The following is a 16,096-nucleotide window of genomic DNA, read 5'->3' as shown; positions in this document are numbered from 1 at the left end:
GCATGCCAGGCCGGCGGCGAAGGATCCCCGGGTCGCGCGTTGAGAAGGTGGGGGGCAATGACTCATCATGAATTCCATTTCCTCGCACCCGCGGCTGGACATCGCCACGCTTTTTGAAGCGCACGCACGAGAGACACCGGAGGCCGTGGCGCTCCATTTCGATGGAGGCGTGTGGACCTATGACACGCTCAACCGGCGCGCGAATGGGCTGGCGCGGCGGCTTCAAGCGTTGGGTGTGGGGCCGGACCAGCCCGTGGGCGTGCTCGCGGACCGCACACCGGAAACCGTGGTGGGATTGCTGGGCATCCTGAAGGCCGGAGGCGCCTATCTCCCGCTGGATGTAGGGCATCCTCCGGAGCGGCTGGCCGCGATGATGGAGGACTCCGGGATGCGGGTCCTCGTCGCACGCAGTGAGGCGCTGCACGGGCTGCGCTTCACGGGACACGTCGTCGAGCCTCCCGCTCCGGAGGAACAGGATGCCGTGAACGTGAGGGGCGGGGCGGGCCCGGACTCGCTGGCCTACGTGCTCTACACGTCGGGCTCCACGGGGAGGCCCAAGGGCGTGTGCATCCCGCACCGGGGCGTGGCGCGGCTGGTGCTGGATGCGGGCTTCATGGGCTTCAAGCGCGAGGACCGCGTCCTCCAGGCCGCGTCGTATGCGTTCGATGCCTCGACGCTGGAGGTCTGGGGAGCGCTGCTCAACGGCGCGACGCTGTGTCTGGTTTCACGGGACATGCTGCTGTCGCCTCCGCTCTTCGCGGAAAAGCTCCGGCGGGATGGCATCTCCGCCGCGGTGCTGAGCACGTCGCTGTTCCATCAGCTGGCGGCCGCCATCCCGGACGCGTTCGGGGGGCTCCGCGTCCTGATGGTGGGCGGTGACGTGCTGGACCCCAGGTGGGCGGCCCGGGTCATGGCCCGGGGCAAGCCCCAGCGGCTGCTCAACAGCTACGGCCCCACGGAGTGCACGACCTCCGCGACGGCGTATGAGCTCCGCACGCCTCCGGAGCCGGGCGGGTCCATTCCCATCGGGAAGCCGCTCGCGGGGCTCCAGCTGCATGTCCTGGATGACGATGGAAAGCCGCTGCCCGTGGGCGAAGCGGGGGAGCTGTACCTGGGCGGAGAAGGGCTCGCGCGGGGCTACCTGAACCGGCCCGTGCTCACCGGCGAGCGGTTCCTCCCGGATCCATTCAGCGGCGAGCCCGGCGCGCGGATGTACCGGACGGGAGACCGGGCGCGGTGGCTGACGGACGGCAACCTGGAGTTCCTGGGGCGCGTGGACCACCAGGTGAAGATTCGCGGCGCGCGCGTCGAGCTTGGGGAGATCGAGAGCGTCCTGCGCACCCATCCCCGGGTCGCGGACGCCGTGGTCCTCGTGCATGAGGTGGCGCCGGGAGACAAGCGGCTCGTCGCGTATGTCTCCCCGCGAGGGGACACCGCGCTGGAGGACGCGGAGCTGCGCGCGCATCTGGGGGCGAAGCTGCCGGACTTCATGCGTCCCCACGCGGTCATGGTGCTGGAGCACATGCCGCTCAATTCCAGTGGCAAGGTGGATCGCCTGAAGCTGCCGGTGCCGCGCTTCGGCGGCGGGGACGGGGAGGGGCCACGGACTCCGATGGAGCAGGCCCTCGCGCGCGTCTGGTCGGAGGTCCTGGGGACGCGGCAGGTGGGAATGCAGGACCGTTTCCTGGAGTCCGGCGGGGACTCGCTGCTCGCGATCCGGCTCATTGAACGGCTGGAGCAGGCGGTGTCGGTCCGGCTGCCCGTGCGGACGCTCTTCGACAGCCCGAACCTCGCGGAGCTGGCGCGGTGGGTGGAAGCCGCGCGGGAGACAGGGCGAAGCGTCGTCCTGCCTCCCATCGTTCCGGTGGACCGCACGCGGCCCCTGCCGCTGTCCGACGCCCAGCGGCAGCTGTGGCTCCTGGCGCGGATGGCGCCTCGAAGCGCCGTCTACAACGAGCCCTTCATGCTGAGCCTGCCAGGCGACCTCCAGCCCGACGCGCTGGAGCGCGCGTTCCGTTCGCTCATCGCCCGGCATGAGGTGCTGCGGACGACCTTCGGCGCCACGCCGGAGGGGCCCTTCCAGCGGGTGGAGCCGGACATGCCGTTCCACCTGCGGCGCGTGGACCTGCGCACCCTCCCCGAAAGCCTGCGGAGCGCGAAGGCGTTGCAGTTGGCCACCCACGAGGCGCGCGAACCCTTCGACCTGGAGCACGGGCCGCTTCTGCGGGCGACGTGGATGCGCTTGAGCGCGGCGGAGAGCCGGCTCGCGCTGGTGATGCACCACCTCATCGTGGATGGCTTCACGATGGCGGCGTTCCTCCAGGAGTTGCACCGGTTCTACCTGTCCGATGCGCTGCCGCCCCTGCCGCTCCAGTACGGCGACGCCGCCGTCTGGCAGCAGGCGCCCCACTACCAGGAGGCCATCGCATCCCAGCTCGACTGGTGGAAGCAGACGCTCAAGGGGGCTCCGCGGCTGGAGTTGCCCACGCAGCATCCCCGTCCTCCCGTCCCGAGCTTCCGAGGCGCGAAGCACGTCGTGCGGATCCCCGGCGACCTCCTGGCGTCGGTGAAGGCGTTGGGGCGCGGTGAGGACGCTTCGCTCTTCATGACGATGCTGTCGGTGTTCGGCGCGTTGCTGCACCGCTACTCCGGCGCGGAGGACTTCGTCATGGGAGGCGCCTTCTCCGGACGGAGCCGCGAGGAGTCGCGGAACATCTCCGGACACTTCGTGAACCTGCTGCCGCTGCGGCTGCGCCTCTCCGAAGGGCTGACCGTCCGGGGACTGGTGGCGCACGTCCGCCACGTCTGCCTGGAGGCGCTGGAGCACCAGGACGCGCCGCTGCTGCGCATCGTGGAGGTGGTGAACCCGGCGCGCATCCCCGGCGCCAACCCGCTGTTCCAGGTGTCCTGCACGCTGGAGCCGCGCATCGCGGTGCCGGAGTCGGATTGGCGCGTGGAGCCCCACGACGTCGACACCGGGACGTCAAAGCTGGACCTCTCCATCGAACTGGATGAGCGGCCCGACGGAATGTCCGTGCGGTGGGAGTACGCGCTGGACGTCTTCGAGCCCTGGATGATCCATCAGATGGCGCGGCACTTCGTGACGCTGCTGCGCGAGGCCGCGCGTGACCCGGAGCAGGAGGTCTGGGCGTTGCCGCTGCTCTCGGAGGAGGAGCGGACGCGCGTGCTCGCATGGGCCCACGGGCCCGTGGCGGACGTGCCGCTCGCGGACGGTCTGCACCCGCCGTTCGAGGCCCAGGTGGAGCGCACGCCGGATGCGCCGGCCCTCGTCTTCCAGGGCCGGGCCCTGAGCTACCGGGCGCTGAACACGGACGCGAACCGGCTGGCCCACCACCTCATGTCCCAGGGCATCGGTCCCGGGGACCGGGTGGGCGTGTGTCTCCAGCGTTCCTTCGATCTGATCATCGCCCTGCTGGCGACGCTGAAGACGGGCGCGGCGTACGTGCCGCTGGACCCCGGCTATCCCCGGGCACGGCTGGAGTTCACGGCGCGGGACGCGGCGCTCAAGTGCATCCTCGCGCAGGAGGCGACGCTCGCGCTCATGGACGGAGCGGGAGCTCCGGTGGTCGCGGTGGAGGAGGTGCGCGGTGAGCGGGAGGACAACCCTCGGGTCCGCGTCACCGGGGAGGCGCTCGCGTACGTCATCTACACGTCGGGTTCGACGGGGCAGCCCAAGGGCGTGCGAATCGGGCACCGGAGCGCGGTGCACCTGGTCCAGACCGTGGTGTCGGAGTTCGGCTTCGCGCCGGGCCAGCGCGTGGCGCAGTGCGCGCGGTATGGCTTCGACTTCTCCGTCGCGGAGATCTTCCCCACGCTCTTCTCTGGCGCCACGCTGTACCTGATGGCGCCGGAGGCGGTGGCCGCGGGCGAAGAGCTGGCGGACTTCCTGGAGCGCCAGCGCATCCACACCGCGATGTTCACGCCGTCGGCGCTGGGCTCCATGGCGTGGCGGGCGCTTCCGGACCTGAAGACGCTCGCGATTGGCGGCGAGGAGCTGCCCGCGCAACTTGTGGACACGTGGGCTCCGGGCCGCCGGTTCATCCAGGTCTACGGGCCCACCGAGGCCACGGTCTTCACGACGGCCGGGGAGTGCGTGGCGGGCCAGGGGCCGTACTCCATCGGGACGCCGCTGCCGGGCTACGAGGTCTACCTGCTGGATGAAACCCTGACGCCCGTCCCCGTGGGTGTGCGCGGTGCGCTCTACATCGGGGGAACGGGCCTGGCGCACGGCTACCTGGGCCGTCCGGAGCTCGACGCGGAGCGCTTCATCCCGCACCCCTTCAGCGCGGAGCCGGGAGCGCGCCTCTACAAGAGCGGAGACGTCGCCAGCCACCGGCCGGACGGCGGCATCGAGTTCCACGGGCGCTCGGATCGTCAGCTCAAGCTGCGCGGCTTCCGCATCGAGCCGGGCGAAATCGAGGCCGTGCTGCGCAAGCACCCCGACGTCCGGGACGCCGTGGTCGAGCCCCGGCTCCTCGCGGGAGAGCGGCACCTGGTGGGCTATGTCATCGCCCGGGATGCCTCGGCGGCGTCACGGCTGCTGTCGCCCGCGTTCAAGGACGCGCTGGGGGAATCGCTTCCACCGCACATGGTCCCCCGGGAGTGGGTGTTGCTGGAGGCGTTCCCGCTGGGGCCCACGGGGAAGCTCGACCGCGACGCGCTGCCGCTGCCTTACTCCAGCGCCAAGACCCCCTCGGATGCTTCCACGGATCGCGAGAAGGCACTGGAGAGCATCTGGTGCCGGATTCTCGGCGTGGAGCGCGTCGGCAGGCAGGAAGGCTTCTTCGACGCGGGTGGGAACTCGCTGCTGCTCACGCGGGTCCAGGCCGCGCTGGCTTCGGAGCTGGGCATCCGCGTGAACATGGCCACGCTGTTCCAGTTCCCGACGATTGAATCCCTCGCGCGGCACCTGGACTCCGGCGCACGTCCGGAGCCAGTGACGCCTGCGCCGGTGCGAAGCCTCGCGCGCGCCTCGGAGCCCATCGCCATCATTGGCACGGCGGGACGGTTCCCGGGAGCGCCCGGCGTCGAAGCGCTGTGGACGCTGCTGGTGGAGGGCCGTGAGGGCCTGTCCCGGTTCAGCCGGGAGACGCTGCTCGCCGCGGGCGAGGACCCGGCGCTCCTGGAGGACCCTTCCTATGTGCGGGCCTCGGGGCTGCTGGAGGACGTGGAGTCCTTCGACGCCGCCTTCTTCGGCTACAGCCCCCTGGACGCGCGGTTGATGGATCCGCAGCTCCGCGTGTTCCTGGAGTGCGCGTGGGAGGCGCTTGAAGCGGCGGGCTACGACCCCAAGCGGCTGCCCGGCAAGGCAGGGCTGTTCGCGGGCTCGGGCGTGCCGCGCTACTGGTTGGATCAGGTGCTGCCGCGCTTCCGCTCGCTGTCGGTGGCCTCGGATGCGTACCGGTCCATCCTGGGCAATCCGTGGCAGTTCCTCGCCACGGCGACGGCGTATCAGCTGGGCCTGCGCGGGCCCGCGCTCACGGTGCAGACCGCCTGCTCCACGTCGTTGGTGGCCGTGCACCTGGCCTGTCAGAGCCTGCGAGCGGGTGAAGCCGAGCTGGCGCTGGCGGGAGGCGTATCCCTCTTCGCGTCCGGCCCCTCCGGCTACCTGCATGAGCCAGGAGGCATCACGTCCCCGGACGGACACTGCCGGCCGTTCGACGCGAAGGGGCAGGGCACGGTGCCCTCCAGCGGCGTGGGCATCGTGGTGCTCAAGCGACTGGCGGACGCGCTGCGGGATGGGGACTCCATCCACGCGGTCATCCGGGGCTCGGCCATCAACAACGATGGGAACGCGAAGCCCGGCTTCACCTCCCCGGGCGTGGAGGGCCAGCGCGACGTCATCACGCGAGCCCACGCCGACGCAGGCGTGGCTCCCCGAGACATCACCTATGTGGAGGCCCACGGCACGGCGACGCCGCTGGGCGACCCGCTGGAGGTCCAGGCGCTGCGGCTCGCGTTCGGAGCGCGTGAGGCCTCGGAGCCGGAGGTGGTCCTGGGCGCGCTCAAGAGCAACGTGGGGCACCTGGACTCGGCGGCGGGCGTGGCGGGGTTGATCAAGACGACGCTGGCGCTGGAGCACCGCTTCCTCCCGGGCACCGTGCACTTCGAGCAGCCCCATCCGGAAACGGGCCTGGAGCAGTCACCCTTCGTGGTGCGCCGGGAGGGACGGCCCTGGTCCGTGCCTGAAGGCTTCCCGCGCCTCGCGGGAGTCAGCGCGTTTGGCATTGGCGGGACGAACGCGCACGTCGTCCTGGAGGAGGCGCGTCGCGAGCCGGCGGTACCGGTGGCTCCGTCGGCGGAGGTGCTGGTGCTGTCGGCGAGGAGCGGGGGAGCACTGCTCACGGCCTCGCGGCGGCTCGCGGATCATCTGGAGAAACATCCCGGGCAGCCCCTGTCAGACGTCGCGTACACGTTGCAGGAAGGGCGGACGGCGTTCGGATACCGGCGCGCCATCGTCTGCGAGACCTCCACGGAAGCCATCGCGAAGCTCCGGCGGGACGGCGCCTCGCAGCCCGCTTCGTCCCCGCATCCTGAAGTGTGCTTCCTGTTCCCCGGGACGGGCACGCAGGAGGCAGGCATGGGCGCGGCGTGGTACCGGCGCGCTCCGGCGTACCGTGAAGCCTTCGACGCCTGCGCCGCGCTCTTCGGCCCGGAGCTGGAGCGCGAGCTTCGCGCCACGCTGCTCACCGAACATCCAGGGCCCCAGGCGGAGGAGGCGCTGCGGGTGCCCTCGCTGGGCATGGCCGCCATCTTCACGACGGAGTACGCGCTGGCACGGCTCCTGGGCACATGGGGCGTTCACCCGACGAGCCTCCTGGGGCACAGCCTGGGCGAATACGCCGCCGCGTGCCTCGCCGGTGTCCTGTCGCTGGAGCAGGCCGTGGCGCTGGTCGCGCTGCGCGGCCGGCTCTGCGATGCACTGCCTCCGTCCGGCATGCTGGCCGTGCCCCTGTCAGAGGGCGTGCTGACGCAGGAGCTGCCCCCGGGGCTGTCCCTGGCGGCGGTCAACGGGCCGGGTCAGTGCGTGGTGTCCGGCACGCTGGAGGCCCTGGAGGACTTCGCGGCGCGGCTGCAAGCGCGCGGCGTGAAGGCGAAGCGGATGCCGAACGCGAGCGGCTTCCACTCCGCGCTCGTGGAGCCCGCGATGCAGTCGCTCACGGACCTGGCCAGGCCGATGCGCACGAAGCCTCCGGTGATGCCCCTGGTCTCCAACGTCACGGGCACCTGGCTCAACGCCGACGACGCACGCGACCCCACGTACTGGGCCCGCCACCTGCGGCACACGGTGCGGTTCTCCTCGGGGTTGGAGCTGATGCTGGAGGACCGCGAGCGGATCTTCGTGGAGGTGGGGCCGGGACGGACGCTCTCCACGTTGACGCTGCTGAACCCCCGGGTAGGCCGGGAGCGGATCGTGCTGCACACGTTGGGGCGTGATGAGCAGGCCCTGCTCCACGCCGTGGGACAGCTCTGGTCCTCGGGCCTGCCCGTGGACTGGGGCTCCGTGCGAGGAAGCAGCCCGCGCCGGCGCGTCGTGCTGCCGACGTACCCCTTCGAGCGCAAGCGGTACTCGCTGGCGGAGAATACGCCTCGGGTCCCTAAGCCCGAGGTCACGGAGGCGCCCCGGTCCCTCAGCCGTGAAGAGGTGCGGGCCTCCATGGAGGCCCTCTGGAAGGAGCTGCTCGGCGTGGACACGCTGACGCCGGACAGCCACTTCTTCGAACTGGGAGGCACGTCGCTCCTGGTCGTGCAGCTCAACCGCGAGCTCAAGACGCGGCTGTCGGTCACCCTGTCCCTGCACGCGGTGCTCGAGCACCCAACGCTGGGCGAGTGGGTGAAAGCGGTCCAGGACGAGTTGGAGCGGATGGGAAGGCCGCTCCTCAAGGCGGCTCCGCTCCGGATGGTGCTCCAGGAGGGACGGCGCGGACGAACGCCACTCTTCCTGGTGCAGCCCATTGGAGGCACCGTCTACACGTACCTGCCACTGGCGAAGCAGCTGGGCGCGGACACCCCGGTCCACGCGTTCCGGGCATCGGGCCTGGAGCCCGGCGAGGTCCTCTACCGCGACGTCCCGGCGATGGCGCGCGCGTACGTGGACGAGCTGCTGGCCTTCCAACCCCACGGCCCCTTCTGGCTGGGCGGCCATTCCTCGGGCGGCGTCATCGCCTACCAGATGGCGGCCGAGCTGCTGGAGCGGGGCCATGCCGTGGCGGGTGTCATCCAGATCGACACGGTGACGGTGGACGACTCACGCAGGCTGGGCATCCGGAGCGTGGGCGACGTGCTCCAGCTCATCGGCGCGTTCCAGGAGATCTCCCCTCGCGCGGCGGAGGGATTGCGGACGGCGATGGAGCATGACTCGCGGCTGCGGGACGTGGTGCTCGCCACCAATGAGGCCATCGCCGCCTACGTGCCGGGACGGCACGCGGTGCCGCTCGTGTACCTGCGGAGCACGGAGCGGGACGCGGTGTTGGACTCGCACGCGGAGGCCTGGTGGGAAGCGCTGACGGCCGCGTCGTTCCAGTTCCACGACGTGGCGGGCAACCACTTCACCGTCATGGAGGAGCCCCACGTGGCGGAGGTGGCGCGGATCATCCGGGAGCAGCTGAGCCCGGCGATGGAAGGGGAGCGCGATGCGGGCTGACTGGAAGGTGGAGCTCTCACAGCGCTTCACCGCGTTCGTGGACGCCTATGAACGCGGGAGCCTGGAGGCGCTGTCCGCGCTCTTCTGGCACGACGACGACATCGTGGTCGTGGGCACGCACTCCAATCTCCACTTCATCGGCTGGGCGCAGGTGGAGCGCTCCTTCCGCCTCCAGTTCGACGGCCTGCGCGACCTCCGCGTGACGCCGCGCTCGGAGCCGCTGTGGCACGGCGGCGCGCCGCCCTCCACCATGGCCTGCCTCACGGTGCCCGCGATGGACCTCACCCTGGTCTCGGGCGGCAGACCCGCCACCTTCGAGGGCATCCGCATGACCTGCGCCTTCGAACGCCGGGGCACCGAGTGGCGGATGGTGCAGATGCACTGGTCGCTCCCGCGCACGGAAGTCCTGGTGGACCACACGTCCCGCTGACTACCCCGGAGGCAGCGGCGAGCGTCGAGGCGTGCCCAGCAGCTCCAGCGTGCGCAGCGCCACGTCCGCCAGCGTGGACGTGCACGGCATGCAGCCTCCGCCACAGCAGGGAGGCCACTCGCCCTCTGGATCCCTCAGCAGCGGATACACGCAGCCCCGCAGGGACTGGGGCAGTCCCGCGTCGTCGCATGCCTGACGCAGCGCTGCCTGCACGGTGGCATCCTTCACGTCCATCGCTTCAGCGTCTTAACGCGAGACAGCCCATGCGCACCGCATCGTTCACCTGCCACGTCCTCGCGGTGTTCCTCTGTGCATGCGCGGGCCGTCCTCCAGCCCCACCCACGGACGACCCCACGGTGCGCCTCATGGACACCTTGCGTGCGCACGCACGGACGCATGCCCCGGTGTGCTCGCCCAGCGCGGCGTTGCTCCAGCCCGGAGGCGGTATCGACCTGGAGCGCCTCCAAGCCGCGGGCCACCCGGTCATCGTCTGGACCGTGAACGACCTGCCCACGATGCAGGCCCTGCTCCGGCGCGGCGTGAACGGCATCATCAGTGACCGGCCGGATCTCCTCGCCCGGGCGGTGCGTGACTTCGACGCCAATGGCGACGGCACTCCAGGAGACCTGCTGGACGCGGACGGGCTCATCGACCCGAAGCGCTTCGATGCGCAGGGCCACCGGGGCGCGCGGAACCTGCGGCCGGAGAACACGCTGCCCGCGTTCGAGGCCGCGCTGGACCACCACATGACCACGCTGGAGCTGGACACCGTCCTCACCGCCGACGGCGTCCCCGTGCTCTCCCACGACCCGGACCTGTCCCCCACGAAGTGCCGCCACGCGGATGGGAGCCCGCTCTCCGCGCCCATCCCCATCGCGACGCTCACCGTCGCCAGGCTCCAAGCCACCTTCGTCTGCGACCGGCTCCTCGCGGACCGTCCGGAGCAGACGAACGACCGCGCCCTCTCTCCTGAAGCCGTCGCGTTCGCCGCCCGCACGGGACTCCCGGACCCGTACACCGTGCCCACCCTGGGCCAGGTGTTCGCCTTCGCCGCAGCCCAGACGGACGCCGCCCATGCCGCCCGCGATCCGCTCCGCGCCCGGAACGCCCGCCGTGTCCGCTTCAACGTTGAACTCAAACAGACGTCCGTGAAGACAGACATCGCTCCCGCGCACCTCGCCGCGGTCGCCCGGGATATCAATGACGCGGGGCTCGCCACGAGAGCGGACGTGCAGTCCTTCGACCTGCGCGCCGTACGCTCCGTGCAGGAAAATCATCCCGGATTGCGTCCTGTTCTCCTCCTCCAGACGCGCCCCACCGCCGCCGGCGGGAAGGCCGCCGAGTAGCTGGACGGTCCATCCACCGGTCGTGAAATCAAGGATTTAGTCAGGTGACGAAATCATCTTGCGCTAAATCGTTAGGGGCCTTACTAGACGTCTCGCCTTGGCCACTCCCCGTCCCAAGAACGCCACGCCGATGAAGCTCGTGCCCCGGTACGAGCGGCTGAAGCAGTTGGCCAAACGGTTTCCCGCGCTCGACCCGAGCGCCATCGAGACCTGCCTGACGATGCTCCGTCTCTCCAATGAGCTGACCGGTGCCTATGAAGCGCACTTCGCGCGGCATGGTGTGTCCCACGGCCGGTTCGTGGTGCTCGTGCAGCTGTTCGCGGCGGAGGACGCGGGGGAGACGCTGCGTCCCGCGGACCTCGCGGAGCTGGCGAGCTGCAGCCGCGCGACCATCACCGGCCTCCTGGACACGCTGGAGAAGGACGGCTTCATCTCCCGCACGGACCACCCCGAGGACCGGCGCATGTACTCCGTGCACCTCACGTCCAAGGGCCGCGAGTTCATCCTGGGCATGATGCCCGACCACTACCGCCGCATCGCCGCGCTCATGGCTCCCTTGAGCCTGGAAGAGCGGGACACCCTTCGCGACCTGCTCGCCAAGGTGTCCTCCGGCATCCCCGCCCTGCGGGACCCCTGAATCCGCCCCACACCCCATCTTCAACGCTGTCCCGAGCAACAACCATGACGACCCGTACCGCCTCGAATCTGGAAGCCGCTCCCTCCCCCGAAGCCCCCGCCGCGAAGCCCGCGAAGCGCTCCCGCGCGAAGCAGGTGCTGCCCATCCTCGTGGGCGTGGCGGTGCTGGGCGGAGGCGCGCGCTACCTGCTCACCCACGGCCACGAGTCCACCGACGACGCCCAGGTCGAAGGCCGCATCGCCAACGTGTCGCCGCGCGTGGCCGGGCAGGTGGCCCGCGTGCTGGTGAGGGACAACCAGGTCGTGAAGGCCGGTGACGTGGTGGTGGAGCTGGACCACGCGGACCTGGACGCGCGCCTGGAGGTCGCTCGCGCGGACGTGATGAGCGCGGAGGCCCAGCTGTCCAACGCCCAGGCCCAGCTCACCCTCACGGAGGCCAACGCGGGCGCCAACCTGCGCCAGGCCCGCGCCGGCATCACCCAGGCCTCCAGCGGCATCAGCTCCTCCAAGGCCGCGCTGGACCAGGCCCGCGCGGACGTGACCGCGTCCGAGGCGCGCTTCAAGCTGGCGGAGACGGACCTGGGCCGCATCAAGCAGCTGCGCGAGCAGGGCGCCGTCGCCCAGGCGGACCTGGACGCCCGCCAGGCTTCGTATGATCAGGCCAGGGCCGCGTTGGATCAGTCCCGCGCCCGCCTGGCCTCCACCGAGGCCGGCATCCAGAGCTCCTCCGGTGGCCTGGAGGCCGCGCAGGGCAAGCTGACCGCCGCGCAGACGGCGCCCGTGCAGGTGCAGGCCGCGCAGGCCGCGCTGAAGCTCGCCGAGGCCCGCCTGAAGCAGGCGCACGGCGCGCTGACGCTCGCGGAGCTGGCCGTGTCCTACGCGCAGGTGCGCGCCCCGGTGGACGGCGTGGTCAGCCGCCGCACGGTGGAGGTGGGGCAGATGGTGGGCCCGGAGCGCCCGCTGATGGCCATCGTTCCGCAGAACGACATCTGGGTCGTCGCCAACTTCAAGGAGGACCAGGTCGGTGAGATGCGCCCGGGCCAGCCGGTGGAGGTGGAGGTGGACGCCTTCGGCAGCCACGCGTTCAAGGGCCACGTGGACAGCCTCGCGGGCGCCAGCGGCGCGCGCTTCGCCCTGCTGCCGCCGGACAACGCGTCCGGCAACTTCGTGAAGGTCGTGCAGCGCATCCCCGTGCTCATCCGCTTCGACGGCGACCGCAAGGACCTGCCCATCAAGCCGGGCATGAGCGTCTACGTCACCGTGGACACGGGCGCGAAGCCGGAGCCCCAGCAGTCGGCGGCGGCGGATACGCGGAAGGCGGAGTAACCCACCGTGGACGCACGCAGAGACGTCATCCAGGGTTCCAAGGCGGGCATCACCATCGCGGCCATGGCCGCGGCGCTGATGTCCGTGCTGGACATCTCCATCGTCAACGTGGCCCTGAGCGACATCCGCGCGAGCTTCGGCACGCCGTTGGATCAGATCGCCTGGGTGTCCACCGGTTACATGATGGCCAACGTGGTGGTCATCCCGATGACGGGCTGGCTCCAGCGCCGCTTTGGCTACCGGAAGTACTTCACCTTCTCCATCCTCCTGTTCACGGTGGCCAGCGTGCTGTGCGGCCTGTCGTGGAACCTGCCCTCGCTGGTGGCCTTCCGCATCCTCCAGGGCATGGGCGGCGGCGCCATCATCCCCACGTCCCAGGCCATCCTCTTCGCCCGCTACCCGCGCGAGGAGCACGGCATGGCGGGCGCCCTCTTCGGCCTGGGCGCCGTGACGGGCCCGCTCCTGGGGCCCACCGTGGGCGGCCTGCTCATTGAAGCGGCCAGCTGGCACTGGATCTTCCTCATCAACGTGCCGGTGGGCCTCTTCGCCGCGTACATGGCGTGGCGCTCCATCGAACAGCCCCACTTCGAGGCGTCCACGGAGAAGGTGGACAGGAACGGCATCGCGCTGCTGGCCGTGGGCATGGCCTGCCTCCAGTACGTGCTGGAGGAGGGCAACCGCGAGGACTGGTTCGACAGCCGGCTCATCACGCTGCTGGCGGTCGTCGCGGGCATCGCGCTCATCACCTTCGTGGTGCACGAGCTGGAGACGCCCAGTCCCGTGGTGGACCTGAGGGTGTTCGGCAACCGCAGCTACTCCGCGGCCACGGGGGTGAACTTCCTCGTGGGCACGGCGCTGTTCTCCGGCTCGTTCCTCTTCAGCCTCTTCTGCGGCTCGGTGATGCGCTACGAGGCGCTGGACATCGGGCTCATCTTCCTCAAGGGCAGCGCCATCCAGGTGCTGCTGATGCCGCTCATCGGCAAGTTCGGCGGCAAGGTGGATGGGCGCTTCCTCATCGCCTTCGGCGTGCTGGGCGTGAGCCTGTCCCTGTGGACCAACGGCCACCTGAGCACGCGCGTGGATGAAATCACCCTCATCACGCCGGTGTTCATCCGCGCCTGTTCGCTGGGCTTCATCTTCGTGCCGCTGTCGGTGATGGCGCTCAGCAACCTGCGCCCGGAGCAGCGAGGCAACGCGGCGGGCCTCTTCAACCTCACCCGCGAACTGGGCGGCTCCATTGGCACGGCGTGGATGAGCAGCGCGCTCAGCCGCTCCACCCAGGCGAACGTCACGGCCATCACCTCGCACGTGGACGTCTACGGGCAGGTGGCCCAGGAGCAGGTGGCCTCGATGACGGGTGCCATGGCGGCCAGGGGCGTGCTCAACCCCACGGGCGCCGCCTACGGCCTCTTGAGTCAGCGCATCAGCGCGCAGGCGCTGGTGCGGGCCTTCAACGCGAACTTCCTCATCCTCGCGGCGCTGTTCGTCTGCGCCCTCGTGCTGGTGGCCATGCTCCAGAAGGCGGACCCCAAGGTGAAGGTGGAAGGCGCGCACTGAAGAATCGCGGGCTTCCGTGAACGACAAAGCGCGGGTCCCCGATGCACCGGGGGCCCGCGCTTCTTCATTCCAGGCGCTGACTACCGGCGCCACTTCTGCGCGGCGGTGCCGTTGCACTCCCACAGCTGCAGCGGGGTGCCGCTGGCGGAGTTGCCGCCCGTCACGTCCACGCACTTGTTGGCCTGGGGGTTCACCAGGTCGCCCGCGCCGGAGAGGATGAACTGCTGCGCCGGGTTGCCGTTGCAGCTCACCAGCTGGATGGCCGTGCCGTTGGCGCTGGAGCCCCAGGCCACGTCCATGCACTTGCCGAACGCGCGCACCGTGCCGTCCGACATGAAGGTCCACTTCTGCGCGTTGGTGCCGTTGCAGTCCCACAGCTGCAGGCGCGTGCCGTCGGCCGTGTTGGAGTTCGGCACGTCGATGCACTTGTTCGCCAGGCCGATGATGGGGCCGCCCGTGCCGCCGCCGCCCGTCGTGGTCAGCTGCAGGCCGTAGGCGTTCAGGATGGGGAGGAGCGGCTGGAAGACGGTGTTGCCGCCGGAGGTGCAGTTGCCGCCCGCGCCGGACGTCACGCCCTGCGCCTGGTTGCCGGACAGCCACGAGCCACCGGAGTCACCGCCCTCCGCGCACGCGCTGGAGGCCGTGAGGCCGTACACCGCGCCCGCCGAGTAGTTCACCGTGACGTTCTTCCCGGTGATGACGCCGCAGCGCCAGCCGGTGGTGGAGCCCGAGCGACAGACGGACGCGTTGACGCCCGCCTCCTGCGAGCCCTGCACCAGCACGTTGCCGCCCGCGTAGTTGTTCACCCACGGCTGGGACCCCCACGAACCGTTGGTGCGCACCCAGGCGAAGTCGTTGCCGGGCCAGCTGGCCGCCACCACCGTGCCCTGCGCCACGCCGTTGAAGCCGCTGGTGCCCGTGCCCGCGCCGCCGCAGTGGCCCGCCGTCACGAAGCCGCCGGACACCGGGAAGCCGATGGAGCAGCGCGAGCCGCCCGGGTAGTACGCGTCACCGCCGCGCAGGTCGTACACCGGCTGGAACTCCTCGCGCGACGGCACCGTGCGCACCGCCGGGTGCTTCACGCCCGCCTTCGCGACGAAGTCCGTGCCGCCCGTCAGCGCGGAGTCCTGCGCCAGCACCACCACGCTGTTGGTCATCACGTCCACGTACCAGGCATGCACCGCGCGGCCCGCCAGCCGGCTGCCCTGGTCCAGCTGGGCCTTCACCGCGTCCAGCTCCGCCTGCGTGTACTTCACCTTCTGGGGCACCGCCCCCGCGCGCCGGACCGCGTCCGCGTCCGCGTCCGTCGTGACGCCCACCACCAGCTGGCTGCCATCCGCGCTCATCCACGCGCCGCCAAAGCGGGAGCCCAGCGCCGCGCGCAGATTCCCCTCCACGCGCACCGCCGCCGCCTCCGACGCCAGCCGCTGCTTCGCGCCATCCGCCGTCAGGCCCAGGTCCCGCTGCATCGCGGAGAGCAGCTCGGGCGACACGTCGTGCGCCAGCGCCGCTTCCGCCGCGGACGGGGCCGCCATCGCCATCGAGGGAATGACGCTCAGCGTGGCGCCGGCGAACAGCGCCGTCGCGGTGGAGAACAGACCGGAGGTGCGCTTCATCGGGTCCTGCCTTTCGTGCTGCGGGGAGGCCCGGAGCGAAACCCGACTGAGCCAAGAAGGTCAATTAATTCAAGAATTGCTTAAATTCTCCGACATTTTTGTGTAGTCGAAGAAAGTCCCAGGAAACAAGAAGGCCCGGTGCGTCACGAGACGCACCGGGCCTGGGAACTTGCTTCGGTGACGGGCGGAAGTCAGCGCTTCGCGCGCGGGGCCAGCGCGCGGGCGGGGGCCCGGCGGCGGCGCAGCGCGACAGCACCCAGCATCAGCAGGGCACCGGCGAAGGGCAGGGTGCCGGACGCACCGGACGCGCTGCAGCCCCCGGCCATGGACTCGGAGGAGTCGGGCAGGCCGTTGGGGTTGTTGGACACCGGCGTGGAGGTGCCCGGCGTCTGGCCGCCCACGGTGGGCAGCGGGGAGGTGGGCAACTGCGGCGTGCTCGGTGCCGGGGTCCCGGTCGTCGGGGTCTCCACCGTGGGGTCCTCCGCGGGGATGTTCGTGTCATCCGGCACGGGGGTGGGGG

At 70.7% G+C, this 16,096-nt stretch carries 9 protein-coding genes; 6 read left to right on the top strand and 3 right to left on the bottom strand.

Features of this window, described 5'->3' with window-relative positions; genetic code table 11:
- Nucleotides 1-67 precede the first annotated feature (67 nt).
- Together D7X96_RS28920 and D7X96_RS28915 are read left to right on the top strand one after the other, a co-directional pair.
- A complete protein-coding gene (locus D7X96_RS28920; RefSeq protein ID WP_121771230.1) occupies nucleotides 68-8,665 on the top strand; it encodes a non-ribosomal peptide synthetase/type I polyketide synthase in 8,598 nt (2,865 codons plus the stop codon).
- A complete protein-coding gene (locus tag D7X96_RS28915; protein ID WP_121771229.1) occupies nucleotides 8,655-9,095 on the top strand; it encodes a nuclear transport factor 2 family protein in 441 nt (146 codons plus the stop codon). Before D7X96_RS28920 ends, D7X96_RS28915 begins: the two co-directional genes overlap by 11 nt.
- Here D7X96_RS28915 and D7X96_RS28910 read toward each other — a convergent pair whose 3' ends face one another.
- Nucleotides 9,096-9,329, bottom strand: a complete 234-nt coding sequence (locus D7X96_RS28910) for a hypothetical protein (protein WP_120546560.1) — start codon at nucleotides 9,327-9,329, stop codon at nucleotides 9,096-9,098. It lies immediately after the preceding gene.
- Between the two features lie 29 nt (nucleotides 9,330-9,358).
- Here D7X96_RS28910 and D7X96_RS28905 point away from each other — a divergent pair, with 29 nt between their 5' ends.
- From D7X96_RS28905 to D7X96_RS28890, 4 genes are all read left to right on the top strand, one after another.
- The gene (locus tag D7X96_RS28905; protein WP_158626646.1) at nucleotides 9,359-10,441 is read left to right on the top strand and encodes a glycerophosphodiester phosphodiesterase family protein; all 1,083 of its coding nucleotides are present in this window, start codon (nucleotides 9,359-9,361) and stop codon (nucleotides 10,439-10,441) included.
- 130 nt (nucleotides 10,442-10,571) lie between these two features.
- Complete coding sequence (locus D7X96_RS28900; protein ID WP_120546542.1) at nucleotides 10,572-11,078, top strand: MarR family winged helix-turn-helix transcriptional regulator; 507 nt, start codon at nucleotides 10,572-10,574, stop codon at nucleotides 11,076-11,078.
- A gap of 44 nt (nucleotides 11,079-11,122) precedes the next feature.
- On the top strand, nucleotides 11,123-12,403 hold the full coding sequence (locus tag D7X96_RS28895; protein ID WP_120546541.1) for an HlyD family secretion protein: 1,281 nt from the start codon (nucleotides 11,123-11,125) through the stop codon (nucleotides 12,401-12,403).
- A gap of 6 nt (nucleotides 12,404-12,409) precedes the next feature.
- Nucleotides 12,410-13,960 carry a DHA2 family efflux MFS transporter permease subunit gene (locus tag D7X96_RS28890; RefSeq protein WP_233609662.1) on the top strand — a complete coding sequence of 517 codons (1,551 nt, stop codon included), beginning with the start codon at nucleotides 12,410-12,412 and terminating at the stop codon, nucleotides 13,958-13,960.
- A gap of 80 nt (nucleotides 13,961-14,040) precedes the next feature.
- On the opposite strand, the gene D7X96_RS28885 is transcribed toward D7X96_RS28890, so the two are convergent.
- Both D7X96_RS28885 and D7X96_RS28880 read right to left on the bottom strand, forming a co-directional pair.
- The gene (locus D7X96_RS28885) at nucleotides 14,041-15,576 is read right to left on the bottom strand and encodes a S1 family peptidase (RefSeq protein ID WP_121771227.1); all 1,536 of its coding nucleotides are present in this window, start codon (nucleotides 15,574-15,576) and stop codon (nucleotides 14,041-14,043) included.
- A gap of 191 nt (nucleotides 15,577-15,767) precedes the next feature.
- A partial coding sequence (locus D7X96_RS28880) for an MYXO-CTERM sorting domain-containing protein (protein ID WP_244219763.1) occupies nucleotides 15,768-16,096 on the bottom strand: 329 nt, incomplete at its 5' end.

Origin of the sequence: Corallococcus interemptor, from assembly GCF_003668875.1 — a bacterium.
GTDB classification, from domain to species: domain Bacteria; phylum Myxococcota; class Myxococcia; order Myxococcales; family Myxococcaceae; genus Corallococcus; species Corallococcus interemptor.
Note: the sequence above shows the minus strand (reverse complement) of the source record. Positions and strands in the feature narration are given on the sequence as shown.

What these genes read in the sequence shown, in the direction of transcription:
- D7X96_RS28885 (WP_121771227.1), bottom strand. Translation starts at nt 15,576, where the DNA reads ATGAAGCGCACCTCCGGTCTGTTCTCCACCGCGACGGCGCTGTTCGCC.
- D7X96_RS28895 (WP_120546541.1), top strand. Translation starts at nt 11,123, where the DNA reads ATGACGACCCGTACCGCCTCGAATCTGGAAGCCGCTCCCTCCCCCGAA.
- D7X96_RS28915 (WP_121771229.1), top strand. Translation starts at nt 8,655, where the DNA reads ATGCGGGCTGACTGGAAGGTGGAGCTCTCACAGCGCTTCACCGCGTTC.
- D7X96_RS28905 (WP_158626646.1), top strand. Translation starts at nt 9,359, where the DNA reads ATGCGCACCGCATCGTTCACCTGCCACGTCCTCGCGGTGTTCCTCTGT.
- D7X96_RS28920 (WP_121771230.1), top strand. Translation starts at nt 68, where the DNA reads ATGAATTCCATTTCCTCGCACCCGCGGCTGGACATCGCCACGCTTTTT.
- D7X96_RS28900 (WP_120546542.1), top strand. Translation starts at nt 10,572, where the DNA reads ATGAAGCTCGTGCCCCGGTACGAGCGGCTGAAGCAGTTGGCCAAACGG.
- D7X96_RS28910 (WP_120546560.1), bottom strand. Translation starts at nt 9,329, where the DNA reads ATGGACGTGAAGGATGCCACCGTGCAGGCAGCGCTGCGTCAGGCATGC.